Source organism: Halovivax asiaticus JCM 14624, assembly GCF_000337515.1.
Lineage (GTDB): Archaea > Halobacteriota > Halobacteria > Halobacteriales > Natrialbaceae > Halovivax > Halovivax asiaticus.
The window spans coordinates 20,183-39,760 of record NZ_AOIQ01000016.1; the positions used below are offsets into that span (position 1 = coordinate 20,183).

Annotated in this window: 18 protein-coding genes, 2 tRNA genes and 1 rRNA gene; 10 read left to right on the plus strand and 11 right to left on the minus strand. The window is 65.2% G+C overall.

Going from position 1 to position 19,578, the window contains the following annotated elements; all coding sequences use genetic code 11:
* Positions 1 to 70: 70 nt before the first annotated feature.
* The 3 genes from rrf (at position 71) to C479_RS09920 (ending at position 1,080) form a co-directional block, all read left to right on the plus strand.
* Positions 71 to 192: ribosomal RNA gene (gene rrf, locus C479_RS09910) — 5S ribosomal RNA — on the plus strand.
* Positions 193 to 391: 199 nt separating this feature from the next.
* Positions 392 to 916 (plus strand): GNAT family N-acetyltransferase, encoded by a 525-nt coding sequence (locus C479_RS09915; protein WP_049907233.1) that lies wholly within the window; start codon positions 392 to 394, stop codon positions 914 to 916.
* Between the two features lie 88 nt (positions 917 to 1,004).
* Positions 1,005 to 1,080, plus strand: a tRNA-Cys gene (locus C479_RS09920).
* Between the two features lie 265 nt (positions 1,081 to 1,345).
* Here the strand turns inward: C479_RS09920 and C479_RS09925 are convergent.
* A complete protein-coding gene (locus C479_RS09925) occupies positions 1,346 to 2,047 on the minus strand; it encodes a class I SAM-dependent methyltransferase (protein WP_007701721.1) in 702 nt (233 codons plus the stop codon).
* Positions 2,048 to 2,236: 189 nt separating this feature from the next.
* Between C479_RS09925 and C479_RS09930 the strand changes: the two genes are divergently transcribed.
* Complete coding sequence (locus C479_RS09930) at positions 2,237 to 3,700, plus strand: YjiH family protein (protein ID WP_007701724.1); 1,464 nt, start codon at positions 2,237 to 2,239, stop codon at positions 3,698 to 3,700.
* Between the two features lie 147 nt (positions 3,701 to 3,847).
* On the opposite strand, the gene C479_RS09935 is transcribed toward C479_RS09930, so the two are convergent.
* The 3 genes from C479_RS09935 to C479_RS09945 form a co-directional block, all read right to left on the minus strand.
* Positions 3,848 to 4,414 carry a metal-dependent hydrolase gene (locus tag C479_RS09935; RefSeq protein WP_007701727.1) on the minus strand — a complete coding sequence of 189 codons (567 nt, stop codon included), beginning with the start codon at positions 4,412 to 4,414 and terminating at the stop codon, positions 3,848 to 3,850.
* 431 nt (positions 4,415 to 4,845) lie between these two features.
* Positions 4,846 to 4,919, minus strand: a tRNA-Lys gene (locus tag C479_RS09940).
* Between the two features lie 27 nt (positions 4,920 to 4,946).
* Positions 4,947 to 5,684, minus strand: a complete 738-nt coding sequence (locus C479_RS09945) for a DUF7119 family protein (RefSeq protein ID WP_007701730.1) — start codon at positions 5,682 to 5,684, stop codon at positions 4,947 to 4,949.
* 166 nt (positions 5,685 to 5,850) lie between these two features.
* On the opposite strand from C479_RS09945, the gene C479_RS09950 reads away from it, so the two are divergent.
* Positions 5,851 to 6,315, plus strand: coding sequence for a hypothetical protein (locus C479_RS09950; protein WP_007701733.1), 465 nt, complete (start codon positions 5,851 to 5,853; stop codon positions 6,313 to 6,315).
* Between the two features lie 19 nt (positions 6,316 to 6,334).
* Here the strand turns inward: C479_RS09950 and C479_RS09955 are convergent, their stop codons facing one another.
* Positions 6,335 to 7,960, minus strand: a complete 1,626-nt coding sequence (locus C479_RS09955) for a tryptophan--tRNA ligase (RefSeq protein WP_007701736.1) — start codon at positions 7,958 to 7,960, stop codon at positions 6,335 to 6,337.
* 159 nt (positions 7,961 to 8,119) lie between these two features.
* Between C479_RS09955 and C479_RS09960 the strand changes: the two genes are divergently transcribed.
* Positions 8,120 to 8,536 carry a thiol-disulfide oxidoreductase DCC family protein gene (locus C479_RS09960; protein WP_007701737.1) on the plus strand — a complete coding sequence of 139 codons (417 nt, stop codon included), beginning with the start codon at positions 8,120 to 8,122 and terminating at the stop codon, positions 8,534 to 8,536.
* 120 nt (positions 8,537 to 8,656) lie between these two features.
* On the opposite strand, the gene C479_RS16090 is transcribed toward C479_RS09960, so the two are convergent.
* On the minus strand, positions 8,657 to 9,025 hold the full coding sequence (locus tag C479_RS16090; RefSeq protein WP_152415869.1) for a hypothetical protein: 369 nt from the start codon (positions 9,023 to 9,025) through the stop codon (positions 8,657 to 8,659).
* Positions 9,026 to 9,331: 306 nt separating this feature from the next.
* The gene (locus C479_RS09970; protein WP_007701741.1) at positions 9,332 to 10,129 is read right to left on the minus strand and encodes an aldo/keto reductase; all 798 of its coding nucleotides are present in this window, start codon (positions 10,127 to 10,129) and stop codon (positions 9,332 to 9,334) included.
* Positions 10,130 to 10,221: 92 nt separating this feature from the next.
* Here C479_RS09970 and C479_RS09975 point away from each other — a divergent pair, with 92 nt between their 5' ends.
* Together C479_RS09975 and ligA are read left to right on the plus strand one after the other, a co-directional pair.
* Complete coding sequence (locus C479_RS09975; protein WP_007701744.1) at positions 10,222 to 10,683, plus strand: VOC family protein; 462 nt, start codon at positions 10,222 to 10,224, stop codon at positions 10,681 to 10,683.
* An 86-nt stretch (positions 10,684 to 10,769) separates the two neighbouring features.
* A complete protein-coding gene (gene ligA / locus C479_RS09980; protein ID WP_007701746.1) occupies positions 10,770 to 12,998 on the plus strand; it encodes an NAD-dependent DNA ligase LigA in 2,229 nt (742 codons plus the stop codon).
* Positions 12,999 to 13,060: 62 nt separating this feature from the next.
* On the opposite strand, the gene C479_RS09985 is transcribed toward ligA, so the two are convergent.
* The gene (locus C479_RS09985; protein ID WP_007701748.1) at positions 13,061 to 13,702 is read right to left on the minus strand and encodes a helix-turn-helix domain-containing protein; all 642 of its coding nucleotides are present in this window, start codon (positions 13,700 to 13,702) and stop codon (positions 13,061 to 13,063) included.
* Between the two features lie 232 nt (positions 13,703 to 13,934).
* Here C479_RS09985 and C479_RS09990 point away from each other — a divergent pair, with 232 nt between their 5' ends.
* Positions 13,935 to 16,490: an efflux RND transporter permease subunit gene (locus tag C479_RS09990; RefSeq protein ID WP_007701750.1), complete on the plus strand. Its 2,556-nt coding sequence runs from the start codon at positions 13,935 to 13,937 to the stop codon at positions 16,488 to 16,490.
* Here the strand turns inward: C479_RS09990 and C479_RS09995 are convergent.
* The 3 genes from C479_RS09995 to C479_RS10005 all read right to left on the minus strand — a co-directional run bounded on the left by C479_RS09995 (position 16,487) and on the right by C479_RS10005 (position 18,631).
* On the minus strand, positions 16,487 to 17,326 hold the full coding sequence (locus C479_RS09995; protein ID WP_007701751.1) for an ABC transporter permease subunit: 840 nt from the start codon (positions 17,324 to 17,326) through the stop codon (positions 16,487 to 16,489). The genes C479_RS09990 and C479_RS09995 overlap by 4 nt on opposite strands.
* Positions 17,323 to 18,255 carry an ABC transporter ATP-binding protein gene (locus tag C479_RS10000; protein WP_007701752.1) on the minus strand — a complete coding sequence of 311 codons (933 nt, stop codon included), beginning with the start codon at positions 18,253 to 18,255 and terminating at the stop codon, positions 17,323 to 17,325. Before C479_RS10000 ends, C479_RS09995 begins: the two co-directional genes overlap by 4 nt.
* A 97-nt stretch (positions 18,256 to 18,352) precedes the next feature.
* On the minus strand, positions 18,353 to 18,631 hold the full coding sequence (locus tag C479_RS10005; RefSeq protein WP_007701753.1) for a hypothetical protein: 279 nt from the start codon (positions 18,629 to 18,631) through the stop codon (positions 18,353 to 18,355).
* A gap of 123 nt (positions 18,632 to 18,754) precedes the next feature.
* On the opposite strand from C479_RS10005, the gene C479_RS10010 reads away from it, so the two are divergent.
* Complete coding sequence (locus C479_RS10010) at positions 18,755 to 19,510, plus strand: hypothetical protein (protein ID WP_007701754.1); 756 nt, start codon at positions 18,755 to 18,757, stop codon at positions 19,508 to 19,510.
* Positions 19,511 to 19,578: the final 68 nt, after the last annotated feature.

Here is a 19,578-nt window from a genome sequence, read left to right on the forward strand (position 1 = left end):
GACTACACGTATACATGGTTTCACCACCGATCTCGGAGGTGAGTCGTGGTTCGATTCCACGAGTCGGCGTTAAGGCGGCCAGAGCGGTGGGGCAACACCCGTACCCATTCCGAACACGGAAGTTAAGCCCACCTGCGTATCGGCAAGTACTGGCGTGGGAGACCCGCTGGGACCCCCGATTCGCCGCCTCCACTCATACTTCAAGCTTCACACAGCNAAGCCCACCTGCGTATCGGCAAGTACTGGCGTGGGAGACCCGCTGGGACCCCCGATTCGCCGCCTCCACTCATACTTCAAGCTTCACACAGCATCTGCTGTGTGGGGCTTTCTTTCGTTATGCATGCCGGGCAGTCACCGAAACGTCAAAGAGCGGCTGCACTCTCCGCTGCGTATGCGCATTCGTCGACTCCGTCCAGAGAGAGCGGCCGTCGAACGGTACGTCGAGGGCCTGTGGATTCCGTATCATCGCGACCTTAGTGAGACGATCGAGTCCCACGCCCTCGTCGAGGAGGACGGACTCACCGAGGCGGTAACCGATCACACCATGGACTTGTTGGACTCGTCGAGCACCTACCTCTGGGTGGCCGTCGAGGGGGCTGACGACGCGTTTGCGAATCTCACAGCGGCCGATTGGACGTATTGTGGGTTCCTGCTGGGCGTCGTAGAGCCCTCGCCGTCCCATTTCGACAACCGCGATACGTTCGTCGTCGGGGACATTTACGTCCGTGACGCCTACCGAGGGTCTGGACTAGCCGATCGGCTCGTCGACCGGGCCACATCCCAAGCGCAGGAGGACGGGTGTGCGGAGTTGGCGCTCAACGTCGATTTGGAGAACGAGCGTGCACTGGCGTTCTACGAGAGGCGGGGATTCGAACCGTCGAACCAGCGGATGAAATTGTCCGTTCAGGAACGATAGGCGCACGTACTCCAGTCGACGAACGGGATCGAACGCGGGGCGTACGGATCAGAATCCATAAATCAGTGGACGACGAAATGGTGAACGCGCCAAGGTGGCAGAGTCCGGCCGAACGCAGCGGCCTGCAGAGCCGCCCATCGCCGGTTCAAATCCGGCCCTTGGCTCTTCTGCGACGAACGGACGTGAGGAGCGAAAGCCATACGGACGGTTTGGACCCTGGAAGTCGCAACCGCGAGCGGAGCGAGCGGTCCGTCTTCCTCCGGTTCAAATCCGGCCGTGGCTTCTTGCGCCGTGAGCAAACTCGCGAGCGGCGCGAACCAGACGTGGATTTGAATCAGGGAGTGGAGCGGAATGACCGTGGTTCAAATCCGGCCGTGGCTGTTCACGAACCACTGATTTAGGTGGGCTTGTACTCTCGCGTTGTCCGGGTCAGCTCGGCTCGGCCTCGATCGTGGTAATCACGCCGAGCATCGCGGTCGAGACGTTGGTGACCGACAGCTCCGCCCGAGAGACGTGCTCGAGTGGGTCCTGATTCCAGCGACAGCGGTGTTTTTCGAAGTGGGCGTTGGCCCGCCAGTCTTGCAGTCGTCCGAGCACCTCGACGCTGCTGCGGCCGTGCTCTACGAGCAGCACTCGCCCGTCGGGGGCACAGACGCGATTCATCTCCCGGAGTGCAGCGACTGGATCGGGAACGGTACACGTCGAGAGCGAGGAGATGACCGTGTCGAAGCTGTCGTCTGGAAACGCGAGCGCCTCCGCGTCCATCTCCGCCACCTCGTGGTCATCATCGAACTGCTTCACGCGTTCGCGAGCCCGTCGAACCATTGCGGGGCTGACGTCGATTCCGACGTACTCGACCGTCTCCGGGAGGTATCGGACGTTCGTCCCCGTCCCGCAGGCGACGTCCAGCACGCGACCGCGGGCCGACTCGAAGTGACGGCGATACCGACCCAGGAGCAGCCGATCTGCCCACTCCATCCGGTCGAGCGCGTCGGCCTGCTCGTCGTAGGTCTCCCGGATCGCTGCGAGCGTCCCAGCGCGGTCCTGCCGGGCATCGGCCGCGTCTTCGTCGCCGGCCGTCGCCGCACCGGCGTCTGGCGTGGGCTCGGTGCCGGGGCTCGTTCCGTTCATAGGCGAAATTCGGGTCGCTCCTCCAAAGACTCACTGCTGGCTTCGGTGGCGGAGTCGTCCTCGCGGTGTTGCCGGGTCAACTCGGTTCTCTTCTAAACGGGCCGGTCGAGCGCTCACGATGCGCAATAATAAACCGGCCACCCCATGGCGGCGTTTCGTATAAGTTGTTTGGTACCACACCACTGCCGCATGTTCGACGAACGTGTCTGGTCGAGTGAGGAGGAAACGGCGGAATCCGCCGAAGCGGCCCTGAAAACGAAAACGATCGGTGACGTCGACCTGTCAGTTATTCAGAGGAGGCCGGTTGCCAAGTTCCTTCTCGCGTTTCTGGTTGGGTTCGTCTTCTTCCTGGTTCCTGTCCCGTGGGACGGGCAGGTAACCGTCCCGTTCGATATCGTGGTCAGCTGGATCACGGAGTCGTTCCCGTCGGCAGCTGGCGTGTACGCCCTCGCGCTCATCATAGCGGGTGGGATCTTGACGACGCTCGCGGAGCTTGATAAACGCGGTCTCATACCCATGGGCGATGCGCTCGCCGACCGACTGGCACTCTCGTACTGGGAGACGTCGATCCCGTTTTGGTTCTTCCGCGTCGCTGGGGCCGCGCTCGCGCCGGTCCTGTTCCTCGATGTGGGGCCGGCCTGGCTCGTCGGACCGGCGACGGGCGGGCTCGTCTGGGGGACGCTCATTCTGAGTGTCGCCGTGATCATCCCGATCGGTGCGGTGTTCATCAACCTCTTCGTCGAACTCGGTGGGCTAGAATTCGTCGGCACCCTCGCCCGCCTGATCATGCGCCCGCTGTTCAAGATTCCAGGCCGCGCGGCACTGGACAGCGTCGCGTCCTGGGTCGGTTCCTACAGTGTCGGGCTCTACATCACCCGAAACGTCTTCGATCGCGGTGAGTACTCGAAGCGGGACGTCTTCGTCATCTGCACGTGCTTCGCGACGGTGTCGATCGGCTTCGTCGGGGTCGTCGCTTCGACGCTCGACCTGCTCGATCTCTTTCCGGTCATCTTCCTCGCGTACCTCGTCTGCATCGCGATATCGGCGTTCATCCTCGTCCGAATCCCGCCGCTGAGTAACGTCCCCGACACGTACATCGCTACGCCGAACCCCGAGACGCCGTTCCATGGGTCGCCGGGGGACTACGTCCGATTTGGTCTGTCCGAGGCGGTCGAGAAGGCTGAGGAGGGCGGTTCTATCGTCGGCGCGCTGGTTCGCGGGTTCGTCGACGGGCTCAAACTGGCGGTGTTGATCCTCGGTACGATCCTCTCGATCGGGCTCGCCGCGGTCGTGATCGCCGAAAACACGCCCGTATTCGACGTTATCTCGACCCCTCTCGTGCCGATCATCGACCTCCTTGGAATTCCCGACGCCGATCTCGTCGCCCCGGCGACGATCATCGGCATCACCGAGATGTTCATTCCCGCGTTGCTGGTGACCGAGGCCGCCGCGAAGGCGCGGTTCTTCATTGCGGTCCTCTCGATCTCGCAGCTCATCTTCTTCTCGGCGGTCGGGCCGATGATGATGGACATGTTCAGCGACATCCCGATTCGCTTTCGCGACCTCGTGGCGCTCTTCGTCATGCGAACGATCATTCTCGTCCCGCTCGTCGCGGCGATCACCCACCTCGTCGCAGCGCTCGGGTTGCTCTGAGTCGCTCCCCGATGTCGTGTGCGCATTGGACCGTTTGCCGGAGGGATTCGATTCTGGATCGATACCCAGCGGCCCATCCCCTTTGGAACGGCTACAAACCAGTTCACCCAGTCACCGCAGCCACAGCGACGAGCGTCGAGCCGTCGGTCAATCGAGCGAATCGTCGCGCCGTTCGGGCCTCCGGGCGATCACTCGCGTTCGGATCGCGTCGAGTCCTGGCTGTCCGTGCCCGTGCCAGAGTACAAGGGCGATGGCCGCGAGAACGAACTCGAGCAGGAAGTACGGGTCGCCGAGCGACCCCGCGAGGAGGTCGGCGATCGTCGGGGCCCCTTCCTCGTACGGTTCGACGGCCGTCACCGGCCACAGGAGCATGCCGACCGACGTCTCTCGCCAGAGCGCGGGAACGATGTCCATGACCGGGTGGGAGAGCATTCCGAGAACGAACGCGAATCCGACCTCCCGACGGCCGACGTGCCGGGCGAGTAGCAGGGCTCCGATAGCCAGGGGGACGAGAAAGAGAAACGAGTGGCCGAGCGACCGTCCCGTCGGTAACATCCCCAGATACCACGAGAGTGGTTTGTCGAGCAGGTCCGGCACCTGACTCCCGACGAGCACGGCGACCACCGGCGCTGCGGCTGGTGGCTCGAGCGCCCGCCCCCGACGGGACAGTGTATAGCAGAGGTACGCGACGGCGGCGTGTCCGAGTGGCCACATCCTGTCTGGGCCGACGGGCGACGCGTACTTAACCGACGTGACTCGGCTCACCAACCGCGGGCCAGCGACATCGGCTCCGATACCCGTCGCTCGTGAGATTACTCGCGACGTGAAAACGGGCCGGGCGCGATTGTGAACAACGCCGAGACGGTCCTGCTCGCTTCGCTTCACTCACGGTTTCACCGTTCGTATCGCGGTTCTCACTTCGTTCCGAACCGCGCTTCGCTCGGCTGTGCGGGCTGCGACTCGTCTACTTCAAATCGCTCATGGTCGCTTCGCTCCTCGCGTTTCGCTCGGAGCAGAAGCGGGCCGGGCGCGATTTGAACCGAAACCAGACGTTCCTGCTCGGGCTATCGCCCTGCGCGGGCTGCGACTGGTAGGGCTCAAATCGCTCGTGGCGTTTTCACTGCTCACGTCCGTTCGCAGGAAAACGGGCCGGGCGCGATTTGAACACGCGACCGTCTGGTTAAAAGCCAGACGCTCTGCCGGACTGAGCTACCGGCCCTCGAATTGGTATTCCGGTGAGTCGCGGTTAAACGTTTCTGTCCGTCCGGAGGGCGTCGGCCACGAGTTGACCTGGGTCGATGCCTTCGAGCGCGGCCCGTCGGCGAAGCTCTCGGTAGGTTTCGGATGGTAAGTCGAGTTCGATCGTTCCGAACGGGATATCGCGCTCGGCGAGCGCCGTTTCGAGGGCTGTTCCGTCCGCGACGTCGCTCGTGATCCGTCGAACCTCACGGACCGACAGCTCGGCGTCGATCGTCGCCCACGCCAGGAGGAAGCGGTCCGGTCCCTGGATGCGGGCGATGTGTTTGGCGGCGGACGGCGCGATCTCGCCGCGGGCGACCTGGGTGCGGACCGCCCGGGGAAGGTCGTGGACGCGGGCCCACTTGCGGACGAACGAGACGGTTACGTCTCCACCGGCGCGGTCGGCAGCAGCGGTGTACGAGCCGACGCCGCGTACCAGTGCCGCACAGGCGGCTGCGCCGCGGAGCATCCGAAGGTGGTCGGCGCCGTCGGCCGTGGCGAACGCGCGGACGACGTCGGCGGCTTCGCCGACGCTCGCCGGGTCGTCGGGATCGAACTGGACGGCTTCGCTCGCGTGCTCGCCGGTGACCGTTTCGTCGCCCCTGATGACCGGCTCGCCGACTGGCGACTCGCGATCCGTCGGCACCGACGAGTTGGCCGCCGATACCGACCTTCTGGCGTCGTCGGTCGACTTTTCACCGGCTGTCCCATCGGAAACTGGCCCGCCGGAGTCGTGGTCGCTCATGCACCAGTTACGGCCACGACGGTCAAAAGGTCACGTACGGTGGCAGTCTCTTCCCGTATCGGTGGCCCCTGGCTACTCGTATTGATGCGAAAATTTCACATCTGCAGTGGGTGGAACTAGATTTCCACTTCCGAACGCGTTTCAGTGGCCGGCCACAACCAGCCCTATGGATGACTTGCTCTCCCGACGCCGACTCGTTCAGGTCGGTGCGACTGGAACCGCCCTGACACTCGCCGGCTGTCAGTTCCAGGGAGACGGCGGCAACGCGAACGCTGACGATACGGACGATCCATCGTCTCTCGACGGCGAGACCACCGTGGCGATCAGACCGCAGATCAACCAGCAGGAATTCCTGGCGATTCAACAGGAAGTCCAGCAGGAGGTGCAGGAAGGGAATCTTTCCCAATCGGAGGCACAGGAGGAAATGCGGACACGCCAAGAGAAACTCGTCTCCGACTATCTCGATGAACTCACGACGGATCTCGAGTCGGAGACCGACCTCGCCATCGGCGAAACCTCGACGCGGTCTGGGCTGGTTCTCGTCGGTGGCGACGCGAGCGAACTCATCGCTGCACTCGAAGTGGAGGCGGTCGCTGCTATCGTGCCCGAATCTGGATTCGAGAGCCAGTGATAGCAGTTCGGTCCGCCCGTTAGCCGCGTCGGGGTGATTCGAGCTCGATATCGGCGGCATCTAGCAACTCTTCGACTTCGGCGCGCTTCTCCTGGTGCTCGGCCAGGAACTCCTTCATCAGTTCGGCGGCCTGTTCCTTGCAGCCGCCACAGAGCCGTTCGCCGCCGACGCACTCCTCGTAGACACGCGTCGCGAACTCGTCGTCGTCACCGGCGAGCAGGTAGGCGTAGAGTTCGTAGACGGGGCACTCGTCGGCCTCGCCGCCGAGTTCTCGCTGGAGCTCGGCCGTCTCGCGCCCGCCGGTCGTCGCGGCTTTGACCTTGTCGTAGCCGTCTTCGGGGTCGTCGAGCAGCGAGATGTGGCTCGCGGGGATCGAGGAGGACATTTTCCCGCCGGTGAGGCCGGTCATGAAGCGGTGGTAGATCGACGACGGGGCGAGGAAGCCGTAGCCGCCCTGGTCGACCTCGACCTGTCGGGCGAGTTCCTCGGCGGTCTCGTGGTCCAGATCGAACGCGTCGACGTGTTCCTCGAAGACGCGCTTTTCGCCCTCCACGGCGTCGATCAGCGCCTCGAAGGCCTCGTCGTCGCCGCGTCGGTTGACGATCCGGGTTCGCGGCCGCAGCGGTTCCATACCGGCGTTTTCGAGCGAATCGGCCGCGCGTTCGAGCCCTCCCTCGGCCTCGGGGACGTCGAGCCGGGCGTCCCCCTCGCCGCGGAGCCACTCGGCTGCCTCGGTACATCGTGGCTGGTCGGGATCTTCGGCGTACTCCTCGCGGGCGTCGTAGGTCTGGGCGAGAACCGCGAGTTCCGCGTCGTTGGCCTCGAAGCTCGCGTACGCTTCCGTGACGCCGAAGTAGCGCATCCGGGAGGCGAGGTCTCGTGCGAGACGGACGTGTGGATCCTGGTCGGGGCCGACGGGGATGACGGTCGGCTTCGGCTCGTCGAGTTGCGGATAGAGGATGTCGGCCATCTGCGTGACGACGCTCTGCATGTGCGAGACGTCGGTCTCGCCGTCGAAGCCGTAGATCGACCCCAGCTCGGAGAAGTTGGCCTCGATGCCGAGTTCGAAGGCTAGGTCTTGGACCGCGCGGTTGGTCGACTGCCGGTAGAGTTCGCCCTCCTCGGGGTCGAACCCGAGTGCGAGCAGCGAGAGGAGGTAGTCGCGGGCGTGTTCGTCGATCTCGTCCCAGGAGAGGTCCCGGGCCGCGTGGGCCTCGAGGTCGGCGATCAGCCCGAACGCGTCGGCACCCTGCTCCTGGTGCCAGATGATCTCGTCGAAGACGAGTTTGTGGCCGATGTGCGGGTCGCCGGTCGGCATGAATCCCGAGAGGACGGCCGCCTCCTCGCCCTCACGGAGGGCGTCCATCACGGGACGGTACTCGCGCTGGCCGAAGATGACGCCCCGGCGCATCAGGTAGTGCGGGTTCGGCACGTCCGCGAGGACGTCGTCGAACTCCTCGATACCGAACTCCTCGAAGAGTTTGCGGTAGTCGGAGACGCTCGCCGCACCCCAGGGATCGAGGACGACATCGTCGACGTCGTCGGTCTCGACGCCGCCGTCCGCGGCCAGTTCGACATCGTCACTCGGCGCCCCACCGTCGGTGAGACCGCCCCCACCGCGTCTCGACCGTTCGTCCTCGCTCATTAGCTTTGTCCGCGTCCCGGCGGACGAAAAACCCTTCGTGTCGGGGGCTCCCCGGCGCCGCCATCGCCCACATCAACCTCCCCATCAGTCGACAACCGGTAAGTGATCGCCTGTCTCCGACCGGAACGCCTTACTGGCGAGCGTCCCTACCTTCGAGCAATGACGACGGAGGTTCCGGACGGCGCACCGGTCGTCCTCTTCGACGGCGTCTGCAACCTCTGTAACGGCTTCGTCCAGTTCATCGCGCCGCGGGACGACGAGGGGGAGTTTTACTTCGCCTCGCTGCAGTCAGACGTCGGTCGCGAACTCCTCTCCAAACACGACCTCCCGACCGACGAACTCGAATCGATCGTGCTGGTCGAGGGCGAGGCGGCCTACGTCAAGTCCGGTGCCGTGCTCCGGATCGCCAGCCGACTCGGCGGTCTCTATCGCCTGCTCTCGCCGTTTCGGTACGTCCCCCGAGTGCTTCGGGACACCGTCTACGACCTCGTCGCGAACAACCGCTATCGCCTCTTCGGGAAGAAAGACCGCTGTGAGATCCCCGAGGGCGACGTCGGTGCCCGATTTCTGGAGTGACCGAGCAATTTTCTCGAGACGAACGTGGATCCGTTGTTCGTCACTGGCGATCCTACTTGCGAACTGTACGTACGGATGACATCGCGGACGTGTCTGAGATACCGGGTGCCGCTTGTGTCGTTAGCAGCGGGAATAGCTAGTAATCGAACGCCCGGGTTCTAACTCGAATACGATCAGTGGTGCATGACAGACGAACGGATCGATCTCGTGGACGTGTTCTCGGTCGTCAACTCGTATTGTGGCCCTGTACTCGTCAACATCCGCAACGTTGTAGCGGGGTATCGACCCGCCGGCACCGATATCGAACGTTTCGTTATACACCAGTTCTTCTGTGGGCGTCGAAACGGTCAAAGACGCTTGCACGCGCTCGTCTGTGAGATTTATCACTTCAACGGCGACGTTTCGTTGCGTTTGGCGCCAAATGAGGCCACTTGCGGTGAGGGCTGTAGCGGCCACGCCTCCGCTGACGAGAAGCTCTCGGCGTTCCATCAGGGAATCCAACGCATCCTTTATCAATATACTCTTTGACTTCAAATAATGTGGCTGCGAGGCTATTCGCGGTGTTCTTTCCCTTCTGTAACTCGGGCCACCACGAACTCGGGAGCACGTTCGCCAACTGCTCTCTGCCCTGCCTCGGCTGACGGTCTTTGCCCGACCGTCGTTGTCGCGTCCTCGAAACGTTACGCTGGTGGCGCGCTCGGTACAGGGACGATGGCTCGGATCACCAGGACGAGCGAGTATGCGTGCCGGTCCGTTGGTATCGGAACTCGATCGACCCTGTGACCGACGCGACGCTTATCGGTTCCAGACAGCGGCATCCGGGTCGACCAGCCGTTCCTCGTGGTCGATGTCGTCGATGCGTGCCACTTCCTCGTCGGAAAGGTCGATCTCGCTTGCTCCGAGGTTCGCTTCGACGTGGTCGCCGCTCCCTTTCGGGATGGCGACGACGCCGTCGCGCTGGTGGTGCCAGGCCAGGGCGATCTGGTGGGGCGTGGCGTCGTGGGCTTCGGCGATCTCGGTAAGCGTCTCGTCCTCGTCGGCGCGACCCTGCATGATCGGACAGTACGCGATCGTCGTGATATCGTTTTCGCGTCCGTACCCGACCAGTTCGTCCTGCTGGAGCCACGGGTGACACTCAACCTGATGGGCGACGACCGGTGAGTCGAGGATCTCTCGCGCTTCATCCAGGTGTTCGACGTCGAAGTTACTGAGCCCGACGTGGCGTGTGAACCCTCGTTCACGAACCTCGTCCATCGCGGGGAGGGTGTCCTCGGGCTCGTAGGCGTCGAGCGGCCAGTGGACGTACAGGAGGTCGACGGCGTTGACGCCGAGCCGGTCGAGGCTCTCCTGGGTCGACTCGACGACGTCCTCGGCCCCGAGGTTCTCCGGTTTGACCTTCGTCGCGAGGAAGACGTCCTCGCGGTCGACGTTGGCCTGCGCGAGCGCGTCGCCGACGGCGTCCTCGTTGTCGTACATCTGCGCGGTGTCGATGTGGCGGTAGCCCGCTTCGAGTGCGCGAACGACGTTCTCGGTGCATTCGGCGCCCTCGTGGCCCGACGTGCCGAAGCCCGGCTGTGGAATTCGTGCGGTCATACGCGGATGGACGCGGTCCCGACACTCCCGTCTCGGGAAAGCGGCAATCGAGGCCGCGACAGGTTTTTGCGACAACCGGCAGCATCGTTCGTATGGCTCCCGACGGTTCCGACGCGTCCGATACGGCCACCGAGGACGGACGACACAGCGATCCCGACCGCGCCGGCCAGTTGCACCACCTCGAACTCTACGCCTCGAATCTCGAGGCGTCGATCGACTTCTGGGGCTGGCTCCTGGGCGAACTCGGCTACGAGCGACAGAACGACTGGGCCGGCGGCCGGTCGTGGATCAACGGCCCGACCTACGTCGTGCTCGTCGCGGCCGACGACGCAGTTGCCGCCGACCACCCGTTCGATCGTCGGGCGGCCGGACTCAATCACGTCGCCTTCCACGCGGCCTCGAACGAGCACGTCGACGCGATCACCGCCGGCGTTCGCGAGCGCGCCGACGCCGAAGTTCTCTACGATGACCGCCACCCGTACGCGGGCGGGTACTACGCACTCTACTGCGAGGACCCGGAAGGGATCAAGGTCGAGGTCGTCGGGCCGGAGTGAGCGGACTATCTCGTGCCGACGATGGTAGCGCCCGTCGAGCGTCCGAACCCAGCACGTTTACCGACCCCCCGTTCCAAGACCCGCCAATGAGTGCCGACGACGAACCCCTCGCCGCCGACGGCGAGAACCCCTACCTCCGGGAGCCGCCGACCGACTTCCGGCCCGTTGCGGACATCGAGGAGTCCGAGGCCGACCGCCAGATCGAACTGTTGCGTGAGGCCATCCGCGAGCACGACCGACGATACTACGTCGAGGGCGACCCGGCCATCGCCGATCGCACCTACGACGTGCTCTTCTCTCGGCTGGAAGTGCTCGAAGATCACTTCGACCGATCGGCCTCCGATAGTCCAACGAATCGAGTCGGCGGCAAGCCGGTCGACGCGTTCGAGACGGTCGAGCACGTCTCTCCGATGCTCTCGATCGACGCCAGCGGCGAGGTCGACGACGTTCGCGAGTTCGACCAGCGGGTCAGACGGGAACTGGGCGTCGGCTCGACCACTGACACGGCTGCCGACGACACGCCCGACATCGGCGACGTCGATAGTGCCGGTGCCGACGACGGAACCGCGACCCTGTCCGACTTTAGCGACACCGCCGCAGCCGGTCGCACCGACGTCGACGCCGATCTCGGCTACGTCTGCGAGCCGAAGTTCGACGGCGTCTCGATCGAGTTCGTCTACGAGGACGGCCGGCTGGTCCGGGCGGTGACCCGCGGTGACGGCCAGGAGGGCGACGACGTGACGAAGAACGCCCGGACGATTCGCACCGTCCCGCAGCGCCTCCGCGGCGATTACCCCGACTTCCTCGCGGTTCGCGGCGAGGTCTACATGCCGAAGGACGCGTTCCAGGAACACAACCGCGAGCGCATCGAACAAGGGAAAGAGCCCTTCGCGAACCCGCGCAACGCGACGGCGGGGACGATCCGCCAGCTCGACCCGTCGATCGTCGCCGAGCGGCCGCTCTCGGTCTTTTTCTTCGAGGTGCTCGACTCGAGTGACGGTATCGAGCGCCACACGGAGGCCCTGGAGCGCTTTCCCGACTGGGGCTTTCGGGTCACCGAGGAGGTCGAACGCGTCGAGTCGATCGAGGACGCGATCGACTACCGCGAGGACCTCCTGGACCGCCGGGACGACCTGTCCTTCGAGATCGACGGCGTCGTGATCAAGGTCGACGACTACGCGTCGCGCGAGGCCCTTGGCACCACCGCCCGCCACGACCGGTGGGCCTACGCGTACAAGTTCCCCGCCCGCGCCGAGGTGACGACGATCCAGGACGTCGCGGTGCAGGTCGGCCGGACGGGTCGCGCCACGCCTGTCGCCCTGCTCGACCCCGTCGACGTCGGCGGGGTGACGGTCTCGCGAGCCAGTCTGCACAACCCCTCCGAGATCGCCGAGAAGAACGTCAACGTCGGCGACACCGTCCGCGTCCAGCGCGCCGGTGACGTCATCCCCTACGTCGCGGAGGTCGTCGAAAAGAAGAGCGAGGGCCACTGGGAACTCCCCGACACCTGTCCCGTCTGTGAGAGCCAGCTCGAGCGCGACGGGCCGATGGCCTTCTGCACCGGCGGGCTGGCCTGCGACGCCCAGCGCCGACGCTCGATCGAGTACTATGCCAGCGACGACGGGCTCGACATCGAAGGATTGGGCGAGAAGAGCGTTCGCCAGCTCGTCGCCGCCGGCCTCCTCGAGACGGTCGCCGACCTCTACGAACTCGATCGCGAGGATCTCGTGGCCCTCGAGGGCTGGGGCGAGACCAGCGCAGACAATCTTCTCGCCGAACTCGAGGACGCGCGCGAACCGCCACTGCCGGACTTCCTTTCCGCGCTCGGCATCCAGCTGGTCGGCCCGACGACCGCCCGCGAACTCGCCCGCGAGTTCGAGACCTTCGCGGCCGTTCGTGAGGCGGCGATCGACTCGCCCGAGGCCCTCGAATCCGTCGACGAGGTCGGCGAGACGGTCGCCCGCGCCATTCACGACTTCTTCACGAGCGAGGCGAACGCGGCCGTCGTCGAGCAACTTCTCGAGCACGTCTCGCCACAGGCTGCGGCGATCGAAGCGGGCGGCGACGAACTCGACGGGCTCACCTTCGTCTTCACCGGGTCGCTCGACGCCTGGACGCGGGGCGACGCCCAGGACCTCGTCGAGGCCCACGGCGCGAACGCGACGAGCAGCGTCTCCAGCAACACGGACTACCTCGTCGCCGGCGAGAACGCCGGCGCCTCGAAGCAGTCGGACGCCGAGGAAAACGACGTCCCGGTAATCGACGAGGCAGGATTCACGGAGCTCCTCGCACAGAACGGTATCGAGGTCGCGTAGGTCGAGCTCGCGGGAGTCGACGGCGCGGCGTCGAAGGTGGGGCGCACGTTCACCCCTGCTCGTCAGCCCGACATGTGTTCCTCGGCGAACCAGTGGATGACGTGATCCTCCGCGCGGTGGAGCACGTCGCTGGCCGTCGAGCTGGCGACCCCGAGTCGGTCGGCGACGTCGCCGAGCGTCGCCTCGCGTGGCGTCCGGTAGTAGCCCGCTTCGACTGCCTCCCGGAGCACCGCCCGCTGGCGATCGGTGAGCAACCGGTCGGCCTGGCTCGCGTCGATCTCGCGGACGTGCTCGATGGTGAACTCGATGCCGAGGTTCTCCAGTTGGGTTCGGAGGGCCGAAAGCCGGCTCCGTGAGGTCGTCACCTCCCACGTCGCCTGTCCATCCTGAATATCGAACGGCATCTCGAGCGGCACGCCGGCGCGCCAGACGGGCAAGAGGGGCAGTGGATTGGTCGTTTCGACCTGGAGGAGCGCCTCGTCGTCGTGCTTCCAGAGGAGTTCGAGCCGTTCGACGTTCTCGCGGTCCTGTATGTCGGTGATGATCGGAAGCGGGTCGTTCGCGACGAGGCGGACGAGGCCGATCCCGACGTCGTCTCCCGGAATGCCGGTGACGACCCGGAAGACGACTGCCGGGTGCTGTCTCGAGAGTTCACCGATCCAGGTGTGCGCGGGGAGGTCGATCGTCAGTTTCGCGTGAGGCATCGAGTGTCTGGGCGTACGATACGCCGAAGAATAACGCCACTTTCGAATATGTTAGTAACACTCTCTGATATTCGCCCGTTCGACTACCCGGGCGCCAGCCCTCTCCGATCGTAATGAGCGCATTCGTTTCGCGTCCAACCGGGACGGCACTGGGGCTGTGGCCCGAGAATGGGTTCGACCGTCCGAACCTATTGCGGCGGGGCCGTCTCATCGCTCGTCGGGTGGTCTGCAGATGATGGTGGGGATGCCCCGTTTCGTCGCCGAGAACGCGCGCCTCGTCGTCGTGGGTATGCTGGTTGCATCGGCCGTGATCGGCGCCGGGGTGCCGATGGTCGAGCGCTCGCTGTCACTCGATCAGTTCCAGACGGACGACGAGGCCGCCGACGCCCTCGAGTACGTCGCGGCGAACTTCTCCACCGACGGGTCGGAAACCACCACCGCACAGGTCGTCGTCCGGGACGAGAACGTCCTCGATCGAGAGACACTCGTCGCCGTGCTCGAGTACGAACGCGCCCTCTGGGACGACGAAACGGTCGACGAGACACTCGTCGACACCCACAGCGTGGCCGAACTCGTCGCAACCGCGGCGATCACCGAGGAGCGAGATTGGACGAACGCGACGCGGACCAAGATCGCATCGTCAGACACGGGCGCGGGCCCGCCGGACCCCGAGCGAGCGTCCGACATCGACGCTCAACTCGATGCGCTCCGGTCGCTCTCCGACGACGAGGTCGAACGGCTCGTGGGGGACGTCCTCGCCGGTGACGGGAATCGATCGTCGCAGGCGCTCACACTCCTGCCCGACTACTACGAACCGGGAACGACCGAGACGAACGCGACGCTACTGGTGGTCACGCAGGAGACGCCTGGCGGTTCGTTCGCCCCGGGTGCTGCACCGGACGAGCTCGAAGCGTCCCAGACGGCCATGCAGGACCTGGCTCCGACCGACGGCTCATTGACGGTTCTCGTCTACGGTGACGGGATCGTCTCCACGGAGATCACCGATTCGATGGTCGACAGTGTGCTCCTCGTTGGGCCGCTGGCCGTCGCGTTCGTCCTGATCGTCCTCGTGGTCGTCTACCGCGACCTCCTCGACATCTTGCTCGGGCTCGCCGGGATCGGCCTCGTTCTCGTGTGGACGTTCGGCACGATGGGCTGGGTCGGGATCCCGTTCAGCCAGCCGTTTGTCGTCGTCCTCGTCCTGCTGATCGGGCTTTCGATCGACTACAGCCTCCACGTCGTCATGCGCTACCGTGAGGCCCGCCCGTCCGGTGAGGTCGCTCCCAGTCGCGCGATGGCCGTGGCGCTCGGCAGTGTCGGCGTCGCACTCGTCTACGTGACGGCCACGACCGTCATCGGCTTCCTCTCGAACCTCGCGAGCCCGCTCGAAATCTTCCGAAACCTCGGGCTCGTCAGCGCGATCGGCATCGTGGCCACGCTGGCCGTCTTCGGCCTCTTCGTTCCGGCCCTGAAGGTCGAACTCGACGGCCTGCTCGAACGCCACGGCGTCGATCGAGTGAAACCGGCAGTCGGAACCGGTGGCGGGTCGATCAGTCGCCTTCTCGGCGTGGGTGCGACGCTCGCGACGCGGGCGCCCGCGGCCGTCATCGTCGTCTCGCTCGTCGTCAGCGGCATCGGGGCCTACGGCGCGACGACGGTCGACGCCAGTTTCGAACAATCCGACTTCCTGGCGGAGGATCCCGACGACTGGGTGAAAGACCTTCCCGGGCCGATCGCACCGGGGACCTACACGACCGAGCGGGCGATCCACACGCTCGAAGCGGATTTCGTCAGGCGGGATACGACGGCGTCGATTCTGCTCACCGGTGACGTCACCAATCCAGCGACGCTAGAGCGCCTCGATGCGGCGCGCGCTACCGCTCGCGACGGGCCGGTGACCGCGACCTACGCCGACGGCGAACCCGCAGTCACCGATCCGATTACGCTGATGGACCGCGTCGCCGCCGCGAACGAATCGTTTGCCGCGACGCGTTCGGCCGCCGACGTGGACGGAGATGGCATCCCGGACCGGAACGTCACTGCCGTCTACGACGCTCTCTACCGGGTCGCTCCCGACGATGCGTCGAACGTCGTCCACCGCGACGACGGGGACTACGAGGCACTCCGGATGGTGGTGACCGTCGACGGAGGTGCCGCCGACGTGGCCGTTCAGGACCAGCTGGACTCGATCACCGCCGATGCCGACCGGGACGGCGTCGACGCGATCGCGACGGGTGATGGCGTCGTCAACCGGCTCACGGCTGATCAACTCGCGGAGACGGCGCTCACGAGCCTGTTCGTCGCCCTCGCGTCGGTACTCGTCGTCCTCGCAGTTGCCTACCGCGTTACCGAGGGGAGCGCATCGCTCGGTGTCGTGACCATCGCCCCCGTCGCTGCCACGCTGACGTGGGTGCTCGGGACGATGGCGTTGCTCGACATTCCGTTCAACATCGTCACTGGCATGATCACCGGCCTCACGATCGGTCTCGGCGTGGACTACAGCCTGCACGTCACCGAACGATTCGTTCAGGAACTCGCGAGTGCGGACGCGACCGCGTTGGCGCTGCGAGAAACCGTCACCGGGACCGGCGGCGCCTTGCTGTCGAGTGCCGCGACGACCGCGAGCGGGTTCGCGGTCTTGCTCGTCGCGATCTTGCCGTTCCTCCAGTCGTTCGGGCTCATCACGGCACTGACGATCGGGTACGCGTTTCTGGCGAGCGTCTTCGTGCTCCCGAGTCTGCTGGTTGGCTGGGTGCGGATCGTCGGGAGAGGGGCGGACCCGAGTTAGAGGTCGGCGCGCTCGAAGCGCCAGTAGCCGATGGCGAGCGGGACGACGATCCAGAGTGCGAGAATGACGAACGCGAACCAGTGCTGGAGGTAGAACGGCTGGGAAGTCGTGCTATTGAAGACTACGACGGAGGCGCTATCGGTGTCGGTCCAGAGCGAGGCGATGGCAGTCGACATGTCCGCATACAGGTTGAACATCCAGAACCGCTCGACGAAAGACAGCGCATTACCGCTGAGCAAGTCGAGGGTGCTGTTCACTCGACCAAACACCAAGTTCCAGGTGTACATGGCGATGAAGACGACGAAGCCGGCGACCGTTGCCTGCGTTTCGGTCTTCGTCAGTGCCGATGCACCGATCCCGACGGCGACGAACATGATGCCGAAGAGCACCGTGACGACGGTGAACCCCACAAAATCCAGCATTTTGAAATTGTCGACGCCGAATCCGAACAGGAGGGCGGCCGGGAGGTAGCCAGCGAGGATCGCGGTCGTGAGCAGGCCAGTTCGACCCAGGAACTTGCCGGCGATCACCTCTCCGCGGGTGTGCGGGAGCGAGAGGAGAATCTTGAGGCTCCCCAGTTCGCGTTCACGGACGATCGACTTGATACTCACTACGAGCCCGGTCACCGGGACCAGAAACAGGATGGACAGCACGTACGCGAACCCGAAGGCGAGTCCGGCTTCCCCGTCTCCGCTACCGCCAACGTCCGTGTTCTGGAGGACGGCCCAGAGCGCGAACCCGGCGATCGAGACGATGAAAAGCGCCATTAGCATCCACAGCAACTTCGACCGGATCCCGTCCTGGAAGTCCTTCTTGGCGACGGCGGCGTAACTCATGCCGTCACCTCCGCTCGCTCGGTGGTGTACGATCTGAAGACCTCCTCCAGAGACGCTTCCTCGGTCGAGAAGTCCTCGACGGTTCGGCCAGCCCCTTCGAGCGCCGAGAGGACGTCCGTCTTCGATCCCGTCGTCGACACGACGAGCGTCTGCGTCGTCGACGCGGCGTCGCGTTCGGCGTTCGTGACGCCGTCGACCGCCTGTGCGGCTGCGACGGCGTCGTCCGTGACGCGGTCGAGTTCGATCCGGAGCGTCTCGCCGCCGGAGACGGAGTCACGGAGCCCCTCGATGGTGTCTTCGGCGACCAGGTGCCCGTCGCGGACGATGCCGACGCGGTCACAGACCGCCTCGACCTGCCCGAGGATGTGACTCGAGAAGAAGACGGTCGCGCCGCGGTCGGCTTCCTCACGGACGAGTTCGCGCATTTCGCGAGCGCCGTTCGGGTCCAGGCCGGTCGTGGGCTCGTCGAGGATCAACAGATCGGGTTCGCCGACCAGCGCCATCGCGAGGAGGAGTCGCTGGGCCATCCCCTTCGAGTACCCGCCGGCCTTCCGGTCGGCATCTTCAGGGTCGAGGCCGACGCGGTCGAGGAGGGCATCAGGGTCGTCGTTCGCGCCCTTCGATTCGAGGGCGAATTCGAGGTGCTGGCGGCCGGTCAGGCGGTCGTACGTGTGGTAGCCTTCGGGGAGGACGCCGATACGCTTTCGAACCGCCTTGCTCTCGGTCTGGGCGTCCATCCCGAGGACCGATATCTCGCCAGCGGTCGGTGTGATAAAGTCGAGGACCATGTTGATCGTCGTCGACTTTCCGGCGCCGTTCGGCCCCAGAAAGCCAAAGACCTCGCCAGATTCGACTGTCAGGGAGAGGTCGTCGACGGCGACGACGTCGCCGAATCGCTTCGAGACGCCGTCGATTGCTATCGATTCCATATCTCACAGATAAGTCCCACCGAACAAAAATATTGTCACTCGTGTGTAATTCTCACGGGGTACCGACAGGATGACTTCGGCCGTGCCACGTACCGCCCTAGATCAGTTCGTCCGGGTCCGTCGAGTCGGCGACGCGACTCGCCTCCGTCGCGTATCGCTCTCGCGTCTCGGCGTCGGGGACGGGTTCGAGATCGGTCACCTCGATATCGACCGCTGCCGTCGCCGCACTGTCGCCCTGCAAACTGGTTGCACTGCGCTCCTTGCGCTGGTAGCGCTCGCCGTCGAGCGTTGCGTAGACGAGTGTCACGAGGTTCCGATCGTCGAACGTTCGTTCGACCAGCCAGCAGCGGACGGTTTCGTCGTCGGCTTCGGTCATGACCCCCAGTTTGCCAGCCGCCGTGGTGAGTCTGTCGGCGAGCAGTCGCAGGGCGCGCAGTAGTCCGCCCCTAGCCGGTGTACGGCCGGGACGTTATTCCCCCGGGGTGTCGAATCCACCCGCATGGTGAGACGCGATCGAGCACCGGTCGACCCTGATTCCGACGGGCATCCCTCACAGCGCGGTGCCTGGCGCGATCGCGTCACGGAACTCCTGCTGGCAGGCGAGCGCGTTCGAGAGCGCGTCGACGCCGGCGACCACGCGCTCGTCGTGACGAGTCACCGCGTGCTCGCGTTCCACCCGAAATCGGCCGACGGGCCGCGATTCCGTGATGTCGACCGACCCAACGCCGTCGACGTCCGTACGGAGACGCGGGAGTCGCTTCGCCTGCTCGGCTGGGCGCTGCTGCTGAGCACCGTCGGGACGCTCGTCGCGCTCGTCGGGGTCTCGGTGGACTTTGCGGGCCTCGTTCCGACCGTCGAGAGTCGCGGACCGATGGCGGGGACCGTCCAGGGGACACTCGACACGCTCGCGACCGTTCTCGATACACTCGGTCACCTCCTCGTTCTGCTCGGTCTCATCGGCCTCCTCGGCGGCCTCGCCGCGTTCGCCCGGTACCTCAAGAGCCGTCAGGAACGCCTCGTCGTCGCCGTGTCGGGAGCGCCCGATCTCTCGATCCCACCGCCAAATACTCCGGACCAGTCCGTTGCCGTTCTCACGCGGGCGATCGAGGCCGGGCCGGATTCGGGGCCGGTTGAGGCCAAGCCGGAGTCAGGGGCGGTCGAGTCGGAATCGCCCGGCGGCGAACACGGCGCCGGCCCGTCCGTCACCGCGTCGGAGAGCGGTGCCAATACTGACGCGGGGCCAGATCGAGGCTGACTCGCCTCGGTCACGACGCTCGGTCGAACGCGTCACGCTGATACCGCTCGACGCCCTATCCGGGTTCG

What these genes read in the sequence shown, in the direction of transcription:
- C479_RS09915 (WP_049907233.1), top strand. Translation starts at nt 392, where the DNA reads ATGCGCATTCGTCGACTCCGTCCAGAGAGAGCGGCCGTCGAACGGTAC.
- C479_RS09925 (WP_007701721.1), bottom strand. Translation starts at nt 2,047, where the DNA reads ATGAACGGAACGAGCCCCGGCACCGAGCCCACGCCAGACGCCGGTGCG.
- C479_RS09930 (WP_007701724.1), top strand. Translation starts at nt 2,237, where the DNA reads ATGTTCGACGAACGTGTCTGGTCGAGTGAGGAGGAAACGGCGGAATCC.
- C479_RS09935 (WP_007701727.1), bottom strand. Translation starts at nt 4,414, where the DNA reads ATGTGGCCACTCGGACACGCCGCCGTCGCGTACCTCTGCTATACACTG.
- C479_RS09945 (WP_007701730.1), bottom strand. Translation starts at nt 5,684, where the DNA reads ATGAGCGACCACGACTCCGGCGGGCCAGTTTCCGATGGGACAGCCGGT.
- C479_RS09950 (WP_007701733.1), top strand. Translation starts at nt 5,851, where the DNA reads ATGGATGACTTGCTCTCCCGACGCCGACTCGTTCAGGTCGGTGCGACT.
- C479_RS09955 (WP_007701736.1), bottom strand. Translation starts at nt 7,960, where the DNA reads ATGAGCGAGGACGAACGGTCGAGACGCGGTGGGGGCGGTCTCACCGAC.
- C479_RS09960 (WP_007701737.1), top strand. Translation starts at nt 8,120, where the DNA reads ATGACGACGGAGGTTCCGGACGGCGCACCGGTCGTCCTCTTCGACGGC.
- C479_RS16090 (WP_152415869.1), bottom strand. Translation starts at nt 9,025, where the DNA reads ATGGAACGCCGAGAGCTTCTCGTCAGCGGAGGCGTGGCCGCTACAGCC.
- C479_RS09970 (WP_007701741.1), bottom strand. Translation starts at nt 10,129, where the DNA reads ATGACCGCACGAATTCCACAGCCGGGCTTCGGCACGTCGGGCCACGAG.
- C479_RS09975 (WP_007701744.1), top strand. Translation starts at nt 10,222, where the DNA reads ATGGCTCCCGACGGTTCCGACGCGTCCGATACGGCCACCGAGGACGGA.
- ligA (WP_007701746.1), top strand. Translation starts at nt 10,770, where the DNA reads ATGAGTGCCGACGACGAACCCCTCGCCGCCGACGGCGAGAACCCCTAC.
- C479_RS09985 (WP_007701748.1), bottom strand. Translation starts at nt 13,702, where the DNA reads ATGCCTCACGCGAAACTGACGATCGACCTCCCCGCGCACACCTGGATC.
- C479_RS09990 (WP_007701750.1), top strand. Translation starts at nt 13,935, where the DNA reads ATGATGGTGGGGATGCCCCGTTTCGTCGCCGAGAACGCGCGCCTCGTC.
- C479_RS09995 (WP_007701751.1), bottom strand. Translation starts at nt 17,326, where the DNA reads ATGAGTTACGCCGCCGTCGCCAAGAAGGACTTCCAGGACGGGATCCGG.
- C479_RS10000 (WP_007701752.1), bottom strand. Translation starts at nt 18,255, where the DNA reads ATGGAATCGATAGCAATCGACGGCGTCTCGAAGCGATTCGGCGACGTC.
- C479_RS10005 (WP_007701753.1), bottom strand. Translation starts at nt 18,631, where the DNA reads ATGACCGAAGCCGACGACGAAACCGTCCGCTGCTGGCTGGTCGAACGA.
- C479_RS10010 (WP_007701754.1), top strand. Translation starts at nt 18,755, where the DNA reads ATGGTGAGACGCGATCGAGCACCGGTCGACCCTGATTCCGACGGGCAT.